This window comes from Aliinostoc sp. HNIBRCY26 (genome assembly GCF_050235535.1).
In the GTDB taxonomy this organism is placed as follows: domain Bacteria; phylum Cyanobacteriota; class Cyanobacteriia; order Cyanobacteriales; family Nostocaceae; genus Trichormus.
Genome location: NZ_CP189852.1, coordinates 3,441,604 through 3,464,034, shown reverse-complemented (window position 1 = coordinate 3,464,034; position 22,431 = coordinate 3,441,604). Strand labels below are relative to the sequence as shown.

Annotated in this window: 20 protein-coding genes and 1 tRNA gene; 11 read left to right on the top strand and 10 right to left on the bottom strand. The window is 40.1% G+C overall.

Annotated elements, in window-relative coordinates:
• Positions 1-203: 203 nt before the first annotated feature.
• Positions 204-1,460 (bottom strand): beta-ketoacyl-ACP synthase II, encoded by a 1,257-nt coding sequence (gene fabF, locus ACQFX9_RS14870; protein WP_427162700.1) that lies wholly within the window; start codon positions 1,458-1,460, stop codon positions 204-206.
• 1,273 nt (positions 1,461-2,733) lie between these two features.
• Here fabF and ACQFX9_RS14865 point away from each other — a divergent pair.
• From ACQFX9_RS14865 to ACQFX9_RS14850, 4 genes are all read left to right on the top strand, one after another.
• Complete coding sequence (locus ACQFX9_RS14865; RefSeq protein ID WP_427162699.1) at positions 2,734-3,306, top strand: TetR/AcrR family transcriptional regulator; 573 nt, start codon at positions 2,734-2,736, stop codon at positions 3,304-3,306.
• A gap of 77 nt (positions 3,307-3,383) precedes the next feature.
• Positions 3,384-4,676 carry an ABC exporter membrane fusion protein gene (locus ACQFX9_RS14860; RefSeq protein WP_427162895.1) on the top strand — a complete coding sequence of 431 codons (1,293 nt, stop codon included), beginning with the start codon at positions 3,384-3,386 and terminating at the stop codon, positions 4,674-4,676.
• A 98-nt stretch (positions 4,677-4,774) separates the two neighbouring features.
• Positions 4,775-5,935 carry an ABC transporter permease DevC gene (gene devC / locus ACQFX9_RS14855; protein WP_427162698.1) on the top strand — a complete coding sequence of 387 codons (1,161 nt, stop codon included), beginning with the start codon at positions 4,775-4,777 and terminating at the stop codon, positions 5,933-5,935.
• 307 nt (positions 5,936-6,242) lie between these two features.
• Positions 6,243-6,464, top strand: coding sequence for a hypothetical protein (locus tag ACQFX9_RS14850; protein WP_427162697.1), 222 nt, complete (start codon positions 6,243-6,245; stop codon positions 6,462-6,464).
• A 5-nt stretch (positions 6,465-6,469) separates the two neighbouring features.
• Here the strand turns inward: ACQFX9_RS14850 and ACQFX9_RS14845 are convergent, their stop codons facing one another.
• The 3 genes from ACQFX9_RS14845 to ACQFX9_RS14835 all read right to left on the bottom strand — a co-directional run bounded on the left by ACQFX9_RS14845 (position 6,470) and on the right by ACQFX9_RS14835 (position 9,161).
• Positions 6,470-6,742 (bottom strand): ferredoxin-thioredoxin reductase variable chain, encoded by a 273-nt coding sequence (locus tag ACQFX9_RS14845; protein ID WP_236143011.1) that lies wholly within the window; start codon positions 6,740-6,742, stop codon positions 6,470-6,472.
• Between the two features lie 574 nt (positions 6,743-7,316).
• Positions 7,317-8,693, bottom strand: a complete 1,377-nt coding sequence (locus tag ACQFX9_RS14840; RefSeq protein ID WP_427162696.1) for a protein kinase domain-containing protein — start codon at positions 8,691-8,693, stop codon at positions 7,317-7,319.
• Positions 8,694-8,777: 84 nt separating this feature from the next.
• Complete coding sequence (locus ACQFX9_RS14835; protein WP_427162695.1) at positions 8,778-9,161, bottom strand: DUF4359 domain-containing protein; 384 nt, start codon at positions 9,159-9,161, stop codon at positions 8,778-8,780.
• A gap of 132 nt (positions 9,162-9,293) precedes the next feature.
• Between ACQFX9_RS14835 and ACQFX9_RS14830 the strand changes: the two genes are divergently transcribed.
• Positions 9,294-9,366, top strand: a tRNA-His gene (locus ACQFX9_RS14830).
• A gap of 181 nt (positions 9,367-9,547) precedes the next feature.
• Here the strand turns inward: ACQFX9_RS14830 and cax are convergent.
• The gene (cax, locus tag ACQFX9_RS14825; RefSeq protein WP_236143015.1) at positions 9,548-10,636 is read right to left on the bottom strand and encodes a calcium/proton exchanger; all 1,089 of its coding nucleotides are present in this window, start codon (positions 10,634-10,636) and stop codon (positions 9,548-9,550) included.
• A gap of 569 nt (positions 10,637-11,205) precedes the next feature.
• On the opposite strand from cax, the gene ACQFX9_RS14820 reads away from it, so the two are divergent.
• Both ACQFX9_RS14820 and ACQFX9_RS14815 read left to right on the top strand, forming a co-directional pair.
• Positions 11,206-12,570 carry an ATP-binding protein gene (locus ACQFX9_RS14820; RefSeq protein ID WP_427162694.1) on the top strand — a complete coding sequence of 455 codons (1,365 nt, stop codon included), beginning with the start codon at positions 11,206-11,208 and terminating at the stop codon, positions 12,568-12,570.
• Between the two features lie 391 nt (positions 12,571-12,961).
• Entirely contained in the window at positions 12,962-13,285 is a 324-nt protein-coding gene (locus ACQFX9_RS14815; RefSeq protein WP_427162693.1) for a hypothetical protein, read from the top strand.
• 14 nt (positions 13,286-13,299) lie between these two features.
• Here the strand turns inward: ACQFX9_RS14815 and ACQFX9_RS14810 are convergent, their stop codons facing one another.
• The 4 genes from ACQFX9_RS14810 to ACQFX9_RS14795 form a co-directional block, all read right to left on the bottom strand.
• Positions 13,300-13,623, bottom strand: a complete 324-nt coding sequence (locus ACQFX9_RS14810) for a DUF2103 domain-containing protein (protein WP_427162692.1) — start codon at positions 13,621-13,623, stop codon at positions 13,300-13,302.
• Between the two features lie 3 nt (positions 13,624-13,626).
• On the bottom strand, positions 13,627-13,953 hold the full coding sequence (gene clpS, locus ACQFX9_RS14805; RefSeq protein WP_103138015.1) for an ATP-dependent Clp protease adapter ClpS: 327 nt from the start codon (positions 13,951-13,953) through the stop codon (positions 13,627-13,629).
• 233 nt (positions 13,954-14,186) lie between these two features.
• Entirely contained in the window at positions 14,187-14,606 is a 420-nt protein-coding gene (locus ACQFX9_RS14800; protein ID WP_427162690.1) for a DUF1348 family protein, read from the bottom strand.
• A gap of 51 nt (positions 14,607-14,657) precedes the next feature.
• On the bottom strand, positions 14,658-15,266 hold the full coding sequence (locus ACQFX9_RS14795) for a pyridoxamine 5'-phosphate oxidase family protein (protein ID WP_427162689.1): 609 nt from the start codon (positions 15,264-15,266) through the stop codon (positions 14,658-14,660).
• 54 nt (positions 15,267-15,320) lie between these two features.
• Here ACQFX9_RS14795 and ACQFX9_RS14790 point away from each other — a divergent pair, with 54 nt between their 5' ends.
• Together ACQFX9_RS14790 and ACQFX9_RS14785 are read left to right on the top strand one after the other, a co-directional pair.
• Entirely contained in the window at positions 15,321-15,914 is a 594-nt protein-coding gene (locus ACQFX9_RS14790) for a TetR/AcrR family transcriptional regulator (protein ID WP_427162688.1), read from the top strand.
• A gap of 77 nt (positions 15,915-15,991) precedes the next feature.
• On the top strand, positions 15,992-16,288 hold the full coding sequence (locus tag ACQFX9_RS14785; protein WP_427162687.1) for a hypothetical protein: 297 nt from the start codon (positions 15,992-15,994) through the stop codon (positions 16,286-16,288).
• Positions 16,289-16,942: 654 nt separating this feature from the next.
• On the opposite strand, the gene ACQFX9_RS14780 is transcribed toward ACQFX9_RS14785, so the two are convergent.
• Positions 16,943-18,976, bottom strand: coding sequence for an FAD-dependent oxidoreductase (locus ACQFX9_RS14780; RefSeq protein WP_427162894.1), 2,034 nt, complete (start codon positions 18,974-18,976; stop codon positions 16,943-16,945).
• Positions 18,977-19,252: 276 nt separating this feature from the next.
• On the opposite strand from ACQFX9_RS14780, the gene ACQFX9_RS14775 reads away from it, so the two are divergent.
• Positions 19,253-20,002, top strand: a complete 750-nt coding sequence (locus tag ACQFX9_RS14775; RefSeq protein ID WP_427162686.1) for an alpha/beta fold hydrolase — start codon at positions 19,253-19,255, stop codon at positions 20,000-20,002.
• A gap of 182 nt (positions 20,003-20,184) precedes the next feature.
• Entirely contained in the window at positions 20,185-22,380 is a 2,196-nt protein-coding gene (locus ACQFX9_RS14770; RefSeq protein WP_427162685.1) for a tetratricopeptide repeat protein, read from the top strand.
• Positions 22,381-22,431: the final 51 nt, after the last annotated feature.

The window sequence follows — 22,431 nt, the reverse complement described above, 5'->3', positions numbered from 1 at the left end:
TAGCAGGAATTTTAGAAGATTGTCCTAAAAATTAAAGGTTGTTGGAGAAGTAATTACCTATGATTTTAAACACTAGTAGACCCTCCTAACTTTTATTCAAAAGAATAATTTAGGAGGATCTGACAGTATTTGATTCATCATTAAGGACTTTTCAAACATCCTCTTACTTTTCTTTTCTTGACGGAATTTTGTTTGTACCTTAATTAAGATTCTACAAATTTTTTAAAAGCTAGGCTCACATTATGACCACCAAAACCAAAAGAATTAGAAATGGCTAAGTCTACCTGTTGTTTTCGACTATGGTGGGGAACATAATCTAAATCACACTCTGGATCGGGAGATTCTAAATTGATGGTGGGAGGAATTTCATCGTTAGCGACTGTCAAGACTGTGGCCACAGCTTCAATACCCCCAGAACCGCCCAAAAGATGACCAGTCATAGATTTTGTGGAACTGATACTGACATTGTAAGCGTGTTTTCCTAGTGCTTTTTTGATGGCTAAGGTTTCATTGAGATCATTAGCTGATGTACTAGTACCATGAGCATTGATGTAGTTGATTTGATCGGTAAATAAACCAGCATCTTTGATTGCTAGCTCTATAGCTCTAGCAGCTCCTATCCCCCCCGGAATAGGTGATGTCATATGGTAAGCATCACAAGTCATTCCATAGCCAACTATTTCTGCATAGATTTTAGCTCCACGGCTTTTGGCGTGTTCTAGTTCTTCTAGCAATAAAATGCCAGCACCTTCTCCCATGACAAAGCCATCACGATCAGAGGTAAAAGGACGAGACGCGCGAGTAGGTTCTGCATTACGGGTTGATAAAGCTTTGGCCGCAGCAAACCCAGCTACTAATAAAGGTGTAATGGGAGCTTCTGTACCACCGCAAATCATTGCTTGTGCATAACCTTGCTGGACTAAACGAAAAGCCTCTCCTACAGCATTCGCCCCCGCAGCACAAGCTGTAACAGTACAAGAGTTAGGCCCTTTTGCTCCTGTATGAATCGCTGTTAATCCAGCAGCCATATTGGCAATGAACATTGGGATTAAAAACGGACTACATCGGTCTGGGCCTTTGGTGAGATAAATTTCTTGTTGCGTTTCTAAAACATGAATGCTTCCACAACCGTTTCCAATAACTACGCCAACTAAAGGAGCATTTAACTCACTGATTGTAAATTTAGCATCTGCGATCGCTTGTAAACTGGCACAGACCGCAAAATGGGCAAAGCGATCCATACGTTTAGCATCCTTGCGATCTAAATAATCACATGGGTCAAAATCTTTGACTTCTGCGGCAATTCGACAGTCATGTTTTGAAGCATCAAAGGCTGTAATCGGCCCAACACCGCTACGACCTTGTAATAGTCCCTGCCAATATTCTGCTACGCTATTTCCTACAGGTGTAATTGCTCCTAAACCTGTCACTACTACACGTTTTAAATGCAAATTTGTCATAATTATCATCTCTTTGATGCGCTATCGTAAATTTCATCTACCATGCCAGACAATAACTAAATTAGGAGCTTGAACTCAAATACTTACTGGCGAGTTTAAGTAGAACGACTTGAACAAACCAAACTATAGTGAAGTAATGTAAAAAGATTAGTATCTATTTCGTAGTAAGGACTTCCATCCTCTCTACGAGACGCTTGCGCGTAGTTTGCTTCCCCGGAGGAGTACACTACAAACCTTGAATTATCTACACCGTTCTAGCTTGAAAAAGGGGTATAGGGGTGTAAGAGAAAGACTTTTTCATGTTTTCTGGTGTACGCAGTTCATGATAGCTACTCAGTAGCTTTGGTGTTAGTACTGTTGATGTTTCGCTAATTTTGCCTAGTCAGAATCACTGAAGATGAACTTATCACAATTTGGTTAAGCAAAAATTTATTCTTTTTTTAAATTTAGTTTAAATTTAACTAAGTAAGTAAGTCGGTGGGAAAAACGCAACCATATTTAGAAAAGGTAAACTAGGTTAAAACCCTCTTCCCTCCTGAACCCTGCTTCCTGCCTTATACCAACTACAAATATTTACGCCGTTCTACATTATCAGGCGAAAAATTTATCTTGACAGGTGCAATAGTCCGTCATATATTGAAAGTCGTAAACCTTGAGAAAATATTAAATTCTTCAAGTTTCTTGTTGAACACCTTTCCAAAACTAAAAAACAGGCACACAGGCAACTAAATTTATTTAGGGAGAGTAAAAAAACATAGAACTAGTTTCATACTCTGGATTTATTAGTGTGAGATTTAATACTGTATTTTTGATTTAATTCACCAATTAGGGTGGTTGATGTATCTTTACAAGTAAAGTAAAGCCATAGATGTTTTTAAAACAACGTTACTCAACAGTTAAAATCATGAGATTACCGTTGTTTTCATGTCCTAATTTTTCAATATGACACTTAAAAGACACTCATTGTCAAAGTAGGTAGACACTAAGATTTTCGGTGTTACTGAATTAATGGTTGCAATGAGGAAGGTAGCGATAGCAAGGGTTACAGGGTAGGCAGGAGGAAAATTTTTGTCAATTTGGGATCATCCCTAAACTCAATCATACCAGATATTAAAATCATCTCGCAGTTAGACAGGGTTGGCTTTTATCAATAGTAGTAAAAGTTAACGCAATGACTTAATCTAAATCTAAATTTAACTAGTGTTTTTATGAACCATTTAAAAATAGACCTAAATGTATTACTAAAAATAACGACTGTTCGATATAAAAAAATATGCCCAAAGTTGTTGATCATGACGAGTACCGTAAAGAACTTCTTTGTAAGTGCTTTGACTTATTTGCTACGAAAGGCTATGGTTCAATTACAATCAGAGAAATTGCTCAAAGTTTACAGGTGTCTACAGGCACGCTTTATCACTATTTTCCTAGTAAGCAGGCTTTGTTTGAGCAGTTAGTAGAAGACATTAGCCAACAAGATATGGGTAAATTATTAGCTGAAATAAATAACTCAGAAAAATTGGAAAATAAAATGATATCTTTGGGTAGATATTTAGTCAGAAACGAAGACTACTTTATCAAATGGCTATATATTTGGGTAAATTTTTGTCAGTATCAAGACATAGATGACTTAGGAAGTAATAGTGCATTAAACCGAGTTAATCAAAACTACCAGCAGGTAGTATTAGACTTATTAGGTATACATGATAAGGCTTTAGCTTCTTTTGTGTTGAGCTTAGTCAACGGCTTAATTTTAGAAAGGCTATGGTGTAACCAAACAATTGATTTTGTTGAGCAATGTACCTTACTGGGCAAAATGCTCACGGTCTATTTGGGACAGATGGAATAAAATTGGCATCGATAAAATATTTTGAGATTGTTTCTCTGAAAGATATAGATACATTCAGTTGTATTGCTAGAGGTTATATGAGTCAAAAATTATTATCAAAAACAATCAATAAAGGATTGACTACGTTAGTCATAGCAGCGACAGCTATAACTACAGGCATTATTGTTTATGGAGTGTCTCAGTTTGGACAAATAGGGAAAACAGTAGCAACAGATAGTACAGTCCAAACAGAACAAAGCACACCTAAAATTACAGCACTAGGCAGACTAGAACCAGAAACAGAAGTTATTAAACTATCTGCACCTTTAGTATTAGATGGCGATCGCATTGCCGAAATTAGAGTAGAAGAAGGAGATAAAGTCCAAGCAGGACAAATCATTGCCGTATTAGATTCCCATGCACGCCTAAAAACAGCAGTATTGCAAGCAGAAAAACAAGTCAGAGTCGCCCAAGCCAAACTCAATCAAGTCAAAGCAGGAGCAAAAAGTGGCGATATCCTAGCGCAAAAAGCCAGTGTAGAACGCCTACAAGCCCAATCTCTCGGAAACATCATAGAACAAAGAGAAAGCATCGCCCGCATAGAGGCACAATGGCAAGGAGATAGAATCGCCCAAGTAGCCACAATCAGAAAACTCGAAGCCGAATTAAATAACGCCAGCGCGGAATATCAACGTTATCAACAGCTATATTCCGAAGGCGCAATTTCCAGTTCAGCCTTTGATAGTAAACGTTTGAGTTTAGAAACCGCCAAACAGCAACTAGACGAAGCCAAAGCAGTGCTGAATCGGATTAACGCCACCGCCAGCAAACAACTATCCGAAGCCACAGTTGCACTCAGCCGAATTAACGCCACCAGTAGAAAGGAAGTCAGCGAAGCCAAAGCCACATTAACCAGTATTGCCGAAGTCCGTCCTGTAGATGTGCAAGCAGCACAAGCAGAAGTAGAAGATGCGATCGCTGCACTCAGACGTGCCGTCACAGAACTAGAAGCAGCTTATATTACAGCCCCAATGGCTGGACAAATTCTCAAAATTCATAATCGAGTCGGTGAAAAAATTGGCGATAACGGCATTGCAGACTTAGCCCAAACTGCCCAAATGATTACAGTTGCAGAAGTTTATCAATCTGATATTGGCAAAATCAAACTAGGACAACCCGCAATCATTACCGGACAAGCCTTTACCGGAGAACTACGCGGCGAAGTCTCTCATATTGGCTTACAAGTCAACCGCCAAAACGTCTTTAGCAACCAACCAGGAGAAAACCTAGATAGCCGAGTTGTCGAAGTCAAAATTCGTCTGAGTCCTGAAGACAGTAAAAAAGTTGCAGGTTTAACTAACTTACAAGTACAGACAGCAATTGAGTTGTAATGAGTGCTGAGTAATGAGTGTTTCGTAATCAATTCTTTAATTTTGAATTTTGAATTTTGAATTTTGAATTGATAAGTCCCCAATCCCCAGTCCCCAATATGAAAATGTTGCGTAAAACGCCGCTTGCTTGGCGACAATTAATGAAGGAAAAAACGCGCCTAGCAGTAGCAGTGGCGGGTATTACCTTTGCTGATATGTTGATGTTTATTCAGTTGGGGTTTGAAAGCGCGCTGTTTGATGCGGCTGTGCAACCCCACCGGAATTTACAGGCTGATTTGGTGTTAATTAATCCCCAATTTCAAACCTTATTTTCCGTTAAAAGTTTTTCTAGAGAGAGACTATATCAAGCACTAGGTTATGAAGGCGTACAGTCAGTTAGTCCTTTATATATTAATACGGGACAATGGCGGAATCCCGAAACACGACAAGATAGGGCTATTTTAGTTTGGGGTATTGATCCCACTACGCCCACGTTTAAGTTTCCCGAAGTCAAAAAAAATATCAATTTACTCAAACCGTTAAATCAGGTTCTATTTGACCAAGCAGGTCGTCCTGAATACGGAGCAGTTGGCGAAATTTTTCAAAAAGAAGGCAAGTTCCTCACGGAATTGAATAATATCGGTGTTGATGTCAAAGGTGTATTTAGTAACGGTGCATCCTTCGCGGCTGATGGCAATGTTATCACCAGTGATTCTACATTTTTAAGACTATTTCCCGAACGGAAAGCCGACAAGATAGAAGTAGGGTTAATTACCTTAAAACCTGGTGCAGATCCCGAAAAAGTGCGATCGCAATTAGCCGCAGGTTTACCTAATGATGTCAAAGTTCTGACACCAGAAGGCTTTGCTGCAATTGAAAAAGAATATTGGGCTAATGGTACAGGGATTGGGTTTATTTTCGGTTTGGGTGTGGGAGTCGGGTTTATTGTCGGGATTGTGATTGTGTATCAGATTCTTTATTCTGATGTATCTGACCACTTACCAGAATACGCCACCTTGAAAGCGATGGGTTATACTGACGGCTATTTACTCCTCGCCCTATTACAAGAGGCTTTATTATTAGCTATCTTTGGATATCTTCCTGCCTATTTGCTCTCCTTTGGACTATATCAAATCACTTTTGCGGCAACTATGTTACCCATTGCCATGAAATTGGATCGAGCAATTAATGTGTTTATTCTCACCATTATCATGTGTAGTGTTTCGGGTGCGATCGCTATGCGGAAATTACGTTCTGCTGACCCAGCAGATGTGTTTTAAGTCAAAATTCAATAGTTACTCGCAAAGCCTATCGACCTTTCGGGGAGAGGTTTGGAGAGGGGTTTCTATAGGAATCATATTTGATTTCTGAAAAAACTCGGTACACCTCTGTTACTTCTTTTCCTGTTCCCTGTTCCCTGTTAAGAGTTCCCTACCTACGCAAATCGTTTCAATAATCAAGTCGGATTCCTATAGTATACTTTTTGACTTTTCAAATATTCTCTAAAATAGACGAGTAATAATAGCAGTATGTCGCTAGTTATTAGTTCCTCCCTAAATCCGTAGACCCTCACACCGTAAATAAACCATGTCCCAAAATCTCCCCCATGTCTTACCTGCACTACCGCCCCAAGTCGAGGAAGGTTTTGCTGTATACCAAACAACTAAGCGGTTTTATCACGAAGTGCAAACACGCTTAGAGTTTCAGCATTATTGTGAGTGGTATGCCAAGACTGCGGCACAAAATCGCCAAGATTTAGAAAAAATGCGCGGCGAAGTGAATATTTTGAGGTGGTTTCGCCGCCCATAATGGAATTAGATTAGCTCCACTTCACTTTCACGTAAGTGGACTTTAAATTTTTTACTAATTTGGACTAACAATGGTAAGTTAGCACTTACAGGTCTACCTTGCCATTGGGTAACAATATCCACGATTTCGCCTTCTATGCCTTTGATATCAAAAGCTTTACTGCGATGTTCAGGATGATGGTACACTACCACTGACTCTTTAACACGAATGCGATCGCCTACTTTCATATCAACCTTTACACCTTGCTTTTGCTGTTCCACAAGTGTCTCCACGAACAACCCTCACTCAATTACAGTAACCTCTCTGGCGCGAATCTCTACAAGATGCTTTATTTCACGTCTTTACCTGTTATATAAGCAAAGCCTGCCCTATGCAGGCTTTGGGGGCGATTAGTCAGCAAAATCAGAATTTCTGATTAGACTTATAATATTATTCACAGGTATACGTAGAAGAACCCTGTATTTCCTAGTTGCTGATCGCAGTGCAGCGTGAACTGTATACAGGCTTTTGCGGCTACTCGTAAATACGGCAGCGATCGCTCAACCGCAGTTCTGTGGGCAGAAAATCCACAACACTTTTTTATCCTCAGTACACTTATTTACTTCTAAGCTAGCCTTAAAAGTATATTTTCGAGGATAGAACAGCAAACAGTCCAGGAAAAACCGACTTTGCTCTTGATTTGCGCTTTAACGATAAATTCAATTCTACAACAATCAGCACTCAAAACTTAGTATGGGATTGGGGATTGGGGACTTATCAATTCAAAATTCAAAATTCAAAATTCAAAATTAAAGAATTGATTACGAAACACTCATTACTCATTACTCATTACTCATTACTCAGCACTCCCAGCTAGGGTGAATATTCAGTCAATCTACAATTTGCTAACCTAGCCCCTACCGCCTCTATATGTCGCCACCACTGAGTCCCACCAGCCCACACCCGTGAGGGATAATTCCCGTCTGGAAACGACTGATAAAGGGGAAGTTGCCAACTAGGAGGAGAATTAGAGTTATATAAATGCCATCCTACCGCCGCACAAAACCTGACATAGTCACATTCAACTCTCTCATAAATTTGCTTTTGGATACTAAAACCAAACCGCCCTTGACTGTATTTGAGCCACAATTGGTCAATGATTTGTAAGTCTTCGCAGGGTAATTTGGCGATGTCACTCATAAAAAAATAACTACCCGTGGGCTTAGATAAGGCCTGACACATTACTACCCAAGTTTCTTGGTCTGCAAGCGACCATTGTTTGAAAGCTAATAAATCGCGTAATTTATGGTAATCAACTCCTACCTCAGAATATAGAGTGTTAACTGATTGTTGTGGCTGGACAGTGCTAGGACAGGTATTCAGGACTTGCAAAACTTCAGCCGCCGATTTGTAGCGTTGCGAAACAGCATTTTGCAGTATTTGGTCAAGAATTTCGCCGAGTTGCTTGCTGATAGTGTTCCCTGATAGAAGATAATCACGCCAGACCCAGCGATCGCAACTCACATCAAATAGATCAAAAGGGGAAATGTCAGTTAATAAATGGATGCAGGTGACACCTAAACTGTACAAATCACTGGCTGGTAATGCTTTCCCTCTGGTTTGTTCAGGGGACATATATTCGGGAGAACCGATGGTAGTACCTGTTTGGAGTAAAGCTGTAGCGGTAATGTGTTTAGCAATGCCAAAATCAATTAAAAATAATTCCCCTGTAGTTGCATGGCGGATGATATTGGCTGGCTTGATGTCCCGATGAATAATTTGCTTGTCATGGATAAATTGCAGCACTGGTAACAAATCTTTCAAGAGTTGCTGAATTTGTGGTTCTCTAAAAACGCCATTTTGCTGCAATTCCTCTTTGAGAGTTTGTCCAGGAATCCATTCTTCCACTAGATACAGCTGATTTTCCTGTTCAAAATACCCCAACAGCTTTGGAATTTGGCGATGTTGTAACCCATCTAACCGCACAGCCTCCTGGCGAAATAATTTCACGGCTTGCTGACAATTACGACCATACTGGGAGGGGAAATGAAATTGTTTAATGACACACCAGGGTTTAGCGGGGAGTTGTTCATCCACTGCTAAAAATGTGATACCAAAGCCACCCTGACCAATACGTCGGATTAAATGATAACGATGATTGAGTAAAAGTTGCTTACCGCATTGGAGACAAACTTCGGCTGTAGTAGGGTTGTGGGAATATAAACAACCAATATGAGGACAGAGTTTCATCACAAGCAATTTTCCAGGGCTTAATCCCTATGATTCCCAAATCTTGCTCACCTGTTACCTAACTACTTTCCCAATACCCAGTCTCTATTGCTGTTCGGCTGTATAAGTATAGAAATTATTAAATGCGCCTACCGTCTCAAATCTATAAGCAGGTAGCCAATTATTCACTTTCAATTCCGTGCGATAGATACTAAACAAGATTAAGTCTTCCTTTTCAGTGGTGAGTGAAAGGAGTTGACGCATCTGGGGGTTAGCAGAATCTATGAATTTGTCACAGTTAGTATTGATTAACTTCTCTATGAGCTTTGATGTTTGATTGCAGACATCTTTTTTTAAGTATGATGTTAGTTGTTTTACGGCATAATCCTCATAAGCCGACTGACTAGGATTAGTATTAGCCATCACTAACCCCAACACAGCTGCAAGTCCAATAGAACCAAAAGATACCAAAATATTCCATAGCTTCATATTCGCTAGCCTTAACTCCCTAGAAATTGATTAAGTTCCCCAGACTGCTAAGAGATTCAGTCCGTTCCTGAGAAAAAATAGAAAAAGGTGGATCAATTCATAAAAATAGTGTTATAATCAGAAACGTCAATGGCGAGCGTAGCCAAGTGGTTAAGGCAGTGGATTGTGGTTCCACCACTCGTGGGTTCGAGTCCCATCGTTCGCCCTCATAAAAATTCATCACTACTAGTAAATCTGACTAAGAATAAATATATCTAAGTCTCACTCTAAAGACTATAAAGGCTTAGTGAATTAGAGATGATTTATTTATTCAGGAAAAAAGATCCCCAATTTCTATGAAAATCGGGGATCTCAAGATTTCTATATGCAACTAACTTTGAGCATTACTACCCAATACCGTTAATCGGTGGGTGGAAGTAAAAGGCAAATCCCAGTACAGTATAAGCAGCTAATAGTAATGTCCCCTCCAACCAATTAGATTTGCCATCAGAACTAATACTATTAGCAATTAGCACAGATACAACTACAGCCACCAATTCAAATGGTTGAAAATCTAAGTCCATTGGCTTGCCTAGTATCCATCCAGCAATTACTAATACAGGGGCGACAAATAAGGCAATTTGCATACTAGAACCCACAGCCACTGATACAGAAAGATCCATTTTATCTTTCATCGCCACGGTAACTGCTGTAGCGTGTTCCGCCGCGTTACCAACAATGGGAACTAATATTACCCCTGTAAACAACGCTGTTAAACCCAGTTGGGAAGTAGCTACCTCTAAAGAATCAACTAATAACTCTGACTCTAACGCCACCAATAGAGTACAAACTAACAGCACCCCAGACCACAACAACAGATTTGGTTGAGAATGGTTTTCTGCTTCTTCTGTTTCTGCCACACCTACATCATATAAATAGGCGTGGGTTTTCATCGAAAATAGCAGCGTCAAGCCATAAACCAAAATCAACACCACAGCCACAGCCAAAGATAGGTGCTGTAATACCGGTTCGCCAATACCTTTAGCGGTGTAATTCATCGCTGTGGGTAATAACATCGCAATCACCGCTAAATTCATAGAGGAAGCATTAACCCGCGCCACGATGGGTTGAAATGTTTGTTCTTTATGGCGTAGTCCCCCTAGAAGCATAGAAAAACCCATTACCAGCAGCAAATTACTGATAATTGAACCAGTAATACTAGCTTTGACAACATTAACAAAGCCAGCATTCAAAGCCACTAGGGCAATAATTAATTCGGTAGCGTTACCGAAGGTAGCGTTTAATAGTCCTCCCAGGTTTGGCCCAACAACCACAGCAATTTCTTCTGTAGCTTCACCCATCCAAGCAGCTAGAGGTAGAATTGCCAAACCTGCGGTGACAAATACTGTTAATTCTCCCCATTCCAGGAAATGTGCCGCCAAGGAAATGGGGATAAACAGTAGGAGACATAGAAAAAGAATGTTTTTACCTGACATTGTTTCCGTTTAGTTGAGCTATACAAGTAACTGTCAGCCTTCAGGATACCCTGAAGTATCTTCAGACTCACGCACTGCAAAAATCAATCATGCTATGTTTTTTGCAAAATAGGTTGTTTTAGATGCTGATTTATCTTTACCTGGATGGTAAATAGATTCAGAAGTGTCAACTTCAGGGACTTCCAGACAAAACAATATCAGCAACTTATGGTGCATCAGTCTCAGAAAATCTAGCTCTACCAAGGAATTACTCATACTGAAGCATCCTATTAGCTAACATCAACACAATAAATCTGGAAACTTAATGTTGAGATAGATAATTAGCCTCTCATCTTGGGAAATATAGGAACTGGAACACTCTCCTATACATCACGACATAATGAAAACACACAAAAAATGCAGGCTGAAACCTACTTAAATCAGGCCTGCTAGAAAATTTATTTTTGACTAAAGGGTAAGGTAACAGGTAAATACTTGTTACTTTTTAAGTGGATTTATGACTCATGTTTACAAATAGAAATAAATGAAACAATATCAAAGCTATTTGGCTGAATGGCACAGGAGAATTTGTGAAAGCTGATTCAGTTCCACTGGTTGAGAAGCTACGATCTGTATTAGGCAGAATGGAAGTAGCACTTGGTACTATTATTGATGCCATTATCTGGACTGATGAAAATGGCAAAGTCAATTGGTCAAATGCTACTTTTGATCATCTAGTTAATAAACATCGATTACAAGTTTTTGGTGCTGATTTAATTGATTTGCTGCCTCTTAGTAAAAACGGTGAAGTTGTCCCAGAACATCTACACCCAGTTTTTCGTGCCTTAAAACATCAGTTAAATGCTACGGATATTTATGAATTTAAAAGATTAGAAAAAAACTTAATTTTAGAAGTCTCTTGGGCTTATGTACAGATTAAAAATACTGATTCTAGTGCAATTTTAGTTATACGAGATGTGACTGCTAGACAAACAGCAGAAGCAGAACTTCAGCGACATCGGGAACAATTACGGGAATTAGTCGAAGAACAAACGGCGGAATTAGTAGCGGCTAATGAAAAGCTCAAAAAAGCTCAAGTTCAGTTAGTGCAAACTGAAAAAATGTCTAGTTTGGGACAACTTGTGGCGGGAATTGCCCACGAAATTAATAATCCGGTAAATTTCATTTATGCCAACTTAAGTTATATTCAAAGATATACTCAAGATATTCTGCACGTTTTAAAACTCTACCAAAATTATGTAGTCGAAACTCCAAACAATATTGTACAACAAATGCAAGAGGTGGATTTAGAATTTATTATTGAAGATTTACCTAAAACTGTCTCTTCATTAGAAATAGGTGCAGAACGCATCCGACAAATTGTTTTATCCTTACGGACATTTTCTCGCCTAGATGAAGCTGAATTAAAGAAAGTCAATATTCATGAAGGTATTGATAGCACATTAGTCATTTTGGGACACCGTTTAACAACTGATGGCGATGTAGCAAATATTGAAGTCATTAAGGAATATGGGGATTTACCATTAGTATGCTGCTATGCGGGGCTAATTAATCAAGTATTTATGAATATTCTGGGCAATGCGATTGATGCGGTAGAAGAATGTAGTAGATACCATAGCGATCGCTCTTTGAATCAAGATTGCAAATATCAGGGTATAATCACCATCTCTACCGCATCTATTACCCCAGACTGGATTACTATCCGCATTGCAGATAATGGACTGGGTATACCAGAGCATATTCAACACCAATTATTTGATCCATTTTTTACCACTAAACCAGTTGGTAAAGGTACAGGATTAGGTTTATCAATTAGTTACCAAATCATTGTCGAACAGCATCACGGCAAAATTTGGTGTAATTCTGAACTAGGTAAAGGTGCAGAATTTGTCATCGAAATTCCCTTGATTGGCCTATTAGATAATAGGGAGTAGGGCATTGGGACTAATACCAATTTTGGATTTTGCGGAAAGTTCTGTAGGCGGGTTTCCCGTCGTAGGAACGCCACTTGCTACAAGCAGGGAAACCCGTCCAACGCAGTGGCTCAACTTTTCAAGACGGATTTTGGATTAAAAGGCTAAATTTATGGAATATTCCAAAATCTCGAAACAATACTACCTATCTCAATATAATCAATTTAAGATCCTATTCCCTATTCCCTGTTCCCCGTTCCCGAATGACTAACCACTTAAAACTAATATATTTCTTGTTGCATTTGTTAACACAGTTTGCAGGGATTTATTGCAGTTTGTAACTGTTTTTGACCATCGCTCGGAATATTCCTTTAGACTGAATTCCAATGACCGAAGATGGGAATAAACATCAATGCACGCAAGCAATTTATTGTGTCACGAATTCGTAGTTGCTGTATCTTTTGTGGCTTGTATCCTTGGCTTGGGTTTACTGTGGAACTGCCCAGATACAAAAAATGATGACCAGGAAGAAACAGAAATAATTCTATTTAGAATGAGTTTTACATATTGGCTTGTTTATTGTGTGGCGTTTGGCCTAGAAAAAATGGTTTTTCACAATTATGAGCCTCTAATCATGACTTTGAAAATAACAACAGCATTGTCATATTTTTTAACTTTTTCGTGTATTTTGAGTTTGCCGCTACATAAATTTGCAGTACATCGAGTTGAAGAATAGCGAGAGGTCAATCTTTATTGTTTCATGGCGATCGCAATTATTTCTTCGAGTTTATCCTGCGCCAGAATCGTCAGGATAAACACCTCCTGCACGGTCTTACCATGCCTAGCAATAATTTTGTAACCACCCCGAATAGGTACAGACACACGCAATTGCATTTTGGGTGCATGACCTTTGACTCTACCAATTACCCCTGGTGTAATGGTTTGAATCCCATCTTCTTGACAAAGTCTTTCTAAAATCGGGATCAAACCAGGAAGATGCGTAGAATGATTCCAGACTAATCTGGCATCTTTACGAGTATTAGTTTTTGATGTGTCTGCACTGGATTTAGCCATGACCTAAGCTGCCTCTAGTGGGGCCATTGTTAACCCAGCCCGACGCAGCTGTTGATGATACAATTCTGCTGGCTCTTGAGGGCCTACCCAAACAATCGCTTGCCCTTCATAATGCACTTGATTGGTTAAATCCCAAGCCAAATCGCTGGTCATACCTGGAATATACTTTATCAAACACTCAGCTACGTGTTGAAAAGTATTAAAGTCATCATTTAAGACAATTACCTTATAATTAGGGTAAGTCTTACGGACAGTCTGACTAGTCTTTTCGGGAGTGACAGTTGGTGCTGTACCCATAGCAAAAACAACTGCTGAACGTGTTGTAACCATAAGAGCAGTTAACCAACAGAATTCTACAAAACTACATTACAACTAATTAGTTTAACTGATTCGGGCGGGAAGTTCCCCTCTGAACCTGTTCACGAAGTGTTCCCGTTCGCGGTAGCGTTGCGTAGCAAAGGGTAAGGTCAGTGGCGGGATGAAGTCCACTCTCAAGAGTCAACACCCCAAAGAATTGTCATTCGGGTTACATAAGGATTAACAAGGATTAGCTGAAGTATCCTCTAATGAAACTTACGTTCTGATTCTGGGATAGGAACATCGTTAATACTAGCTTCCCGTCGTTGCATCAGTCCGTTTTCTGCAAACTCCCACTGTTCATTACCATAGGCACGATACCATTGACCAGAATCGGTATGATATTCGTACTCAAATTTGACGGAAATTCGGTTGTCGGTAAAACTCCAAAGTTCTTTTTTAAGTCGGTAGTCTAATTCAGTATTCCATTTGCGCGTGAGGAATTCTCGGATTTTGTCTCTTCCGGTAAAGAATTCTGACCGATTTCGCCAAACTGAATCTTCTGTGTATGCTAAGGCGACTTGTTCGGGATTGCGTGTGTTCCAAGCATCTTCCGCCGCCTGGACTTTAGCCAAAGCGGTTTCCTTGGTAAATGGAGGTAAAGGAGGTCTGAGAATATTAGACATGATTGGTATTTCCTACAATCAGTGTGATCAGTTATGCTTGGCAGAATGCTCTCAGCCATCGCTCATTGCTTTACCTAATTTCTGTTCCAACTCTTGAATCCGAGCCTGAAGAGGTGCGATTATGGCTTCCACCTCAGCTACACCATAGCGGATAGGAATATGTTGTGGACAGTTTTCACTGATTGCTTCAATGTGAAAGAGAATCACACGTTCAATTTTTGCTGGGTAATTGGGGACATGAACCTGCTCAATTAAAGCCGAATCTCCTTCAATATATTCAGCTTTTCCCCACACCTTGATCCGTTGGCGATGACGATAATCCATCAAAAACATAAATGCTTTGGCTTCCCCCGACAGATTACCAACGGTGATGTACTGCAAATTTCCAGAAAAGTCAGCAAATCCTAGAGTTTTTTCATCCAGTACCTTGAGAAAACCTGGTGTTCCGCCTCGAAACTGGATATAAGGATAGCCATTAGAACTGACTGTTCCCAAATAAAATCCATCTAAACGGGCGATAAATTCGGCAATTTGTGGCGTAATAGTGTCGTTGGCAGGGCCATTGGCAATATAGCGTTCATAAGTTTGCCGTGAACCCCGTTCTGATTGTGCAGCCTGAACTTCAGGAGTAAAGGCAATTTCTCCAAATTTGCGTGGCATAGATTTTTGTACCGTTCGTTCGGTCTATTGAGACTCTATCGAACGTTCGGTACAATGTCAACACATACAAGCAATAATGTTTCAACTATCAAGCAAATGCCCAAACAGACTTATATTCCCTATCTCTTACAACTGTTTCGGCAGTATGGCTACGACGGTGCAACTTTGTCCAAAATTGCGGAAGCGACTGGACTGGGTAAGGCTAGTCTGTATCATCACTTTCCTGGTGGTAAGGATGAGATGGTCGAGACGGTGTTGGATTATTTGGAACAGTGGTTAGGAGAAAATATTTTGCAAGCGTTGCGTTCTGATGGCAATGCGGAAACAAAATTGGGGCGGATGTGCGATCGCCTCAACGAACTCTATCAACAGGGAGAACAACCTTGTCTGTTTGCGATTTTGCTGCTGGGTTCAGCCCGTGATATCTTTCACACTAAAGTAGAAAGATTATTTCGCACTTGGATAGATGCGATCGCTAGTGCACTAATAGCAGACGGGATGGAGGAAGAACAGGCTAAACATCGGGGGGAAGATGTGGCGATCGCCATTCAAGGTTCACTAATTCTCTCCCAAGGATTGCACAATCCATCACCTTTTCAGCGTGTGATCCAACAACTACCCAGGAGCATTTGTCACAATTCGCAATAATTACTGATGTAAAAATATATACTAGTAAAATAATCTGAAAATAGATAATTTATTGTCTATGAATGGTGTGTGTTCCTATGAAATTGAATCATTTATTCAGATTAGCAGCCATTACTGTTTTAACAGCATTTAGCTTTGTGTCTACAATCAATACAGCCTTAGCTGACTATTTAAGTAGTGAAGGGATGGGAGGTAAATATCGTTATGAACTATGGCAGAGTGATAATAATACTTATTATTTAAAAATTTGGTTACAAGATGCGTCATCAGGTAGTAGATCATACACAACTACTAGTCAATTTTCCTCAAGTAGAGACGCATTAATTTATTTTGATTGCAATTACGCTCAAAGAGATTTACCAGAATGTTCTTGAACCAGTAAAAATAGTGAGATGAGAATCACCGAATTATCGAAAAATTCGGTGATTTTTTGCGGACTATTTCCTGTTCCTGCCTATAATACAATACGGTTCAGTTAAGGTGGTGAGAGTTGATTGTTCCATTTTTGCTCTACCTATTAGACAATGAGCAAGATTTGGGGGAGAATCCCCCAAGCCCCCGATTGGGGGACGGTTGCGTCCCCCAAACCCCCTCCAAAATCATTTTTTCGTTTTTTGTTGAGTGATCATTTGCTGGTTTTGTTGAAATTTATTTTTCTTATCTGAACCGTATTGGCCTACAGTACCAATTCTCAAAAATTAAGCAACAGATGCAAACCTTGAAACTCATACCAATTCACTAAAATTCTGATACAGATCCAAACCCAAAAACCCTTGTCAAGTCAGGATTTATCAATTGCGAATTGCGAATTGCGAATTGTGAATTGGTATCAGATACTATTTGGCTTTCTTAATTGCGTAAAGCCTGCGACATAGCTGCGCCTAGAGCGTAGCAGGACGTACCTCTCCAGGGAAGCAAGCTACGCGCAGCGTCTCGGAGAGAAGTCCATTGCGTTAGCGAAGCGGGACGAAGTCCATTGCGAATTGCGTTAGCGGAGCGGGGCGTTAGCCCATTGCGAATTGGTGTAACTACCGCCAATCTTCCCAATTTTGATTAAAAATAGAGGTATCAGGAAAAGCAGTCGGGTTGCCATTCTTTTCTAATAGACGTTTGAGGGCTTGCAGTTGCGGTTCTGCCTTGGGTAAATCATCTACTAATTCGTAAGGTGCGACGTTATTTTTGAGGGCGAAAGCGGTGACAGTTCCCGCCGCCGCACCAGCAGACCATTCAAAGGAGTGAACCCGATAAGCCGCCGCCGCAATGTGACTAGTAGCAATACTTTTACCACCGACAATTAAATTGTCTACTTTTTGAGGAATCATTGCTCTCAGTGCAATTTGGAAGGGATAAGCCTGTCCGCCGCCGCGTCTTTCCCCAGCTCGTTCTGTGTTACCTGGGGCTTCTGGGGGACTTTTTGTCATGCAAGGATGAAAGTCAATGGCGTAGTGACCAATACCCACCGCATCAGGGAAAATAGTAGAACGAGTCCGCCGCATCACTTGATCTGGTTTAATTTGACCAGAAATTACTGATGTTGCTTCCAAACCAGCCAAAGCGGCTTTGAGTTGGCGATACATACTCGCTGGCAGGGTTTTGCGGTAATATTCATCGTTGTAGTTGCGGCGAGAAATATCAATCTCCCAAATTGTAAAACCTCCTGGCTGCCCCCAACTGGGACGGCCAATAATGCGCCTTCCCTCGCGCATATAAGGATATTTCGATAAGCCATGTACTGTCCCCATTGGGGAATCTAAACCAGATAAAAAGCGGTTATTGGTTTGTTGCTTTTTCACGCCCTTTCCTAATTGGGAATCGGTTGTGCCGGCGACTAGCCAATAATAGTAAGATAAAGCGTGTTCTTCGGCTTTGCGGAAAGTCTCTGTTCTGAGTCCACCCATCCAACCGCCGGGTTTTAATTGTCCTGTGGCTTGTAACTGTTGACGAGTGTAGACTAAATTATCCTTAGCAGTTCCAGGACGGTAGTCATTACCCCAAGTCCAGTTTTGCATGGATATATCTCCTGGGGTGGGAGCAGTAAAATTAACGCCTCTAAAACTGGTTGGTTGTCCTTGGTTGGGACTCCAGATGCGACGATAGGTAAATACTAGGTCAAAACTGGCTAACCGTTCCAACTCATAGCTAAAGTAAGGAGAGTATTGCAGATAAAAAGGCGGCATTTTTTGCGGTTGAGGTTCCTTTGTCGCCTCCATTGCAAAGGTGTAGGTAAAGCCTTGGGTGCAGTAGGGGTCGTTACTGCTGCTAGAAGATGAAGGTTCTAAGAAGGAACGTCCATCTATACCTAAGCGGTAGGGGACATCCGCCAAAGCAATAATTTCTCCGGTTTCGCTAGCGTCTACCACATACCAGGGAATCTTACTTTTACTTTGTTTGGGAACGAAGCGAATAATAGTTTTAGTAAAGCGAGACGAATTGTTATAGCGATACGCGTCTTCTATGGTTTGTGATAGGGGAAAAGTGTTGAGGGGTGGCGCGCCTTTAGCTGGCTGATGTTGAATAGCGATCGCGCCAGTAATTAACTGTCCACCTGTACTAGTATTATTCTTAGAGATCGTCAGTTCTTTAATTACCGTATTCGGAAACCATTCCAACTTCCCTTTACCCCGTTTTTCCGCATCCTTGAGCATCTGCGCCAGAATGGTATGTGCATCACGTGGGAGAAAACAGGAATCACTCACCCAACAGTCTCCAGGGTTGAGTTTACCGTATTTTTTTTGGATGCGATCGCGTAATTCTAAATAACCACGAGAATAGAACTGACGACTGCGTTGAGTAGGTCGTTCATCTAATGCAGATGTTCCCTGTGAAGAAATTTGTCCTCCCAACCAGTCGGTGATTTCCGTTAAGCAAACCCTTTTTCCAGCCAACAAACCCTCATAAGCCGTAGCTACACCAGAAAGTCCACCACCTACTACTAAAATCTCACAATTAATAGCCTTATCTGGGTTTCTCGGTGGGGCGGCGATGATAGCGGAATGTGGTAAGAGGTAGCCAGAGATTAAGGTTAGACTCATCATTGAGGCTACTTTTTGTCTACGCTTCATGGTTTGAGAACTATTACTATTTCTACTAGTCAGCCAACTTGTAGACGTTACCATTCCCGGAATGTTCATGGCAAGGATTGAGGACTGGTAAAGGTAACAGGTAAAAGGTAAAAGTAAAAGGACAGAAAAAGATGCTTTTGCCTTTTCAGGGGTTTGTGACGAGAAAAATTGATGAGAACTGATTGACTTAAATTATTTTTGATAGATTATATTTTTAAACTTACCTGAAAATAAGCGGCTTATTCTACCCTATTCCCTATTCCCCATTCCCTTGTTATGAGTCTTTTTTGTTTAGTTCACGGTGCATTCCAAGGTAGTTGGTGTTGGGATTTACTCATTCCCCACTTAGAAGCACAGGGTCACAAAACAGTAGCAATGGATTTACCAATTGAAAATGCCTCTGCTACTTTGTCTCAATTTGCAGATACAGTAATTCAAGCACTGCCAAAAACTGATGATGATATTGTCCTAGTTGGTCACTCAATGGCTGGGACTATAATTCCTTTGGTTGCAGAAGCGGTGCAAGTGCGTCAACTAGTGTTTGTGGCTACGCTGATTCCGTCTCCTGGTGTCAGTACAATAGACCAATTTGCTCATAATTTTGATGCTGATACGCTCAAATCCTTAAATTACCAACCAAAAGACCCTAGTCAACTAGAACAATTTCATTCTGAACCGAATATGTATGAACCTGCTTCGTTAGGTAGAGATTTTACTGACGAAGCAGTATTAATGGATTTGTTCTTGCATGATTGTCAACCGGATGTAGCACAGTGGGCAATCTCTAAAAGTCGTTCGCAACAATCTATGGCTTATATTTATGAAACGAATCCTCTCAAAGCTTTGCCTTCGGTTGAGCGTAAATATATTGTCTGTACCAAAGATAGAATACTATATCCGGTATGGTCGCGCTACGCTGCACGCCAGCGTTTAGGGGTTGATGCTATTGAGCTAGATTCTGGACATTGTCCACACTTATCTTGTCCTGAGCTTTTGGCTTCAATATTAACTGGAGAAAGGAACTAGGGAACAGGAAACAGAAAGACAATGTTAAGCTGTTACACCCATAAGTTGCATAGTCCTAAACTAAAACTGCGATCGCTGACAATCCTACCAGCATCACCCCACCAACGTGAATCACTCATTTCTGTTATAGATTAGGAGATAAGCACGCCGCAAAATACTGACAACACATCAGGATGGTTGTGATGAAGAGCCAGAACCAATTGATATTATCCTTAGTTGTGAAAAGCGTCCTAGTCTTTTCTCCTTTGCTGTTGTCTGCTGAAATCAGCAACGGACAATCTACACCATCCGTCTATTCTCAGCAGAGTCTAACCCTAAATCAAACATTAGCCCAAGTCCCGACACAAAAGCGGGTGTTAGAGTCTGAACTGAGTCGGACAACTATCTTGCTGAATATTTGTTTAGTGATTTTGAGTTTATTTCCAGTAGCAATTATTGCTTTATTCTGGCTACTGCGACGGGTAGCTATCCGTGAAATTGTGGATAGGGCTATGTCTCATTTACAAGGTGTGGAAAAACTGGAAGGACAATTAACTTTAGTCAAGCAAGATGCAGAAAATCTTATCCAAGAAGCTAAAGGAATTACCCGCGCTTTAGAAAGAGAAGCTGAGAACCTACAGCAAAAAATTAAAACAGAGCAAGATAATTTATCTTTTGTAACATCAGAAATATTACAAGCTAAGGTTGATAACTTAGCTAAAATTGCCGCAGAAGTCGCAACTTTTAAAGAAAAAATTGAGCATTTATTATCTGAATCCGTAAGTCAATTAACTCAGTTAGAGTTAGAAGCCCAACAACGGAAAAATATAACACTAGCAAATATAGAAAATAATGAAACAGAGTTTGTTAATTACTTGACTGAGTTAAAACAAAATACATCTAATCAGCAAGACATCATCATAAATGGCTTAGAAACATCTAAGTTAGAGTTTAATACTCAGTTAGGAAATTTATATACCGATACTCAGGCACAGCAAACTAATTTCATTACTATTTTAAATAATTTACAGTCAGAATTTGGTGTACAGCTAGCTGCATTACAAGCAGATGTACAGCAACACAAAGATATCAAATTAGAAAATCTCCAAGCAATAGTTAGTGAATTTCAAACTCAAGTATTAGGATTAACAGCAGATACCCAAAAACACAAAGATAGTTTGTGGGATAATTTAAATAACATACAAGTGGAATTTACACAACAGTTGGCTAATTCTCAGTCAGAAGTTAATGGTAGAAAAGAGCAAGTTTTACAAAATATTCAAGAGTTAGAGAATTTATTAAAAGAACAAATATCAGCATCACAGTCACAAATTCAGCAGGAATTAATAAAACTCCAATCAGAGTTTGTATCTAAGTTAGCTGAACTGCAAACAGATGCTCAAAACCGCCAAGGTCAAATTCTCGAAGATTTAGAAAAATCAGGTTCGGAGTTTGTTTCACAGTTTTCTGAGTTGCAATTTAATGCTCAACAGCAGAAATTATTGATTTTAGAAAAACTCGAAAAACTGGAGACAGAATTTGTAGCGCAATTGTCTGAATTACAATTAGATGCTCAACAGCGTAAAAATGTAATTTTACAAGAATTAGCTGAAGCTAAACCCGCAGTCATTAACATACAAGAACCTTCACCTGAACCTCAACCGCCACGGGAAAATAATCAACCAAAATTGACATTTGATGATTATATAGCGCAGGGGGATAACTTATTTGCAGAAAAACGATATGAAGAGGCGATCGCAGCTTACGAGCAAGCGGTGAAACTCAACCCTGATGATGCTATACTCTGGTTTAAATGTGGGCTGACCTTCGCTAGATTACGACGCTATAAACAAGCGATCGCTTCCTACAACCGCGCCATTAAAATTCAACCAGATTACCATCAAGCAATGTGCGATCGCGGCGTGGCTTTCGGTTATTTACAGCGACATCAAGAAGCCTTTAAATCATTTAATCAAGCCACACAAATCAAACCAGAAGATGCTACAGCTTGGCTAAATCGTGGTTTAGCATTAATTGAGTTAGAACAATATGAAGACGCAATCAAATCTTTTGACGAAGCGTTAAAATTTCAACCTGAATCTCCTAAAATTTGGGATAAACGCGGTTATACTCTCGTCAGATTAGGTAAGGATGAAGAAGCAATCAATTCTTTTGATAAGGCATTAGCAATTAAACCAGATTATGCCAGTGCTTTCTATAATAAAGCCGCCTGTTATGCACTACAAAGACAAGCAAATTTAGCTATAGAAAATTTGCAACAAGCAATTAATCTCAATCCCAGATATCAAGAAGATGCTGCCAATGATATCGATTTTGATGATATCGCAGATAATGAGGAGTTTCAAAAACTTATTAAGGGAATGGGGAATGGGGAATGAGAGACAAGGTAGACAAGGTAGACAAGGTAGACAAGGTAGATTTTACTGCCC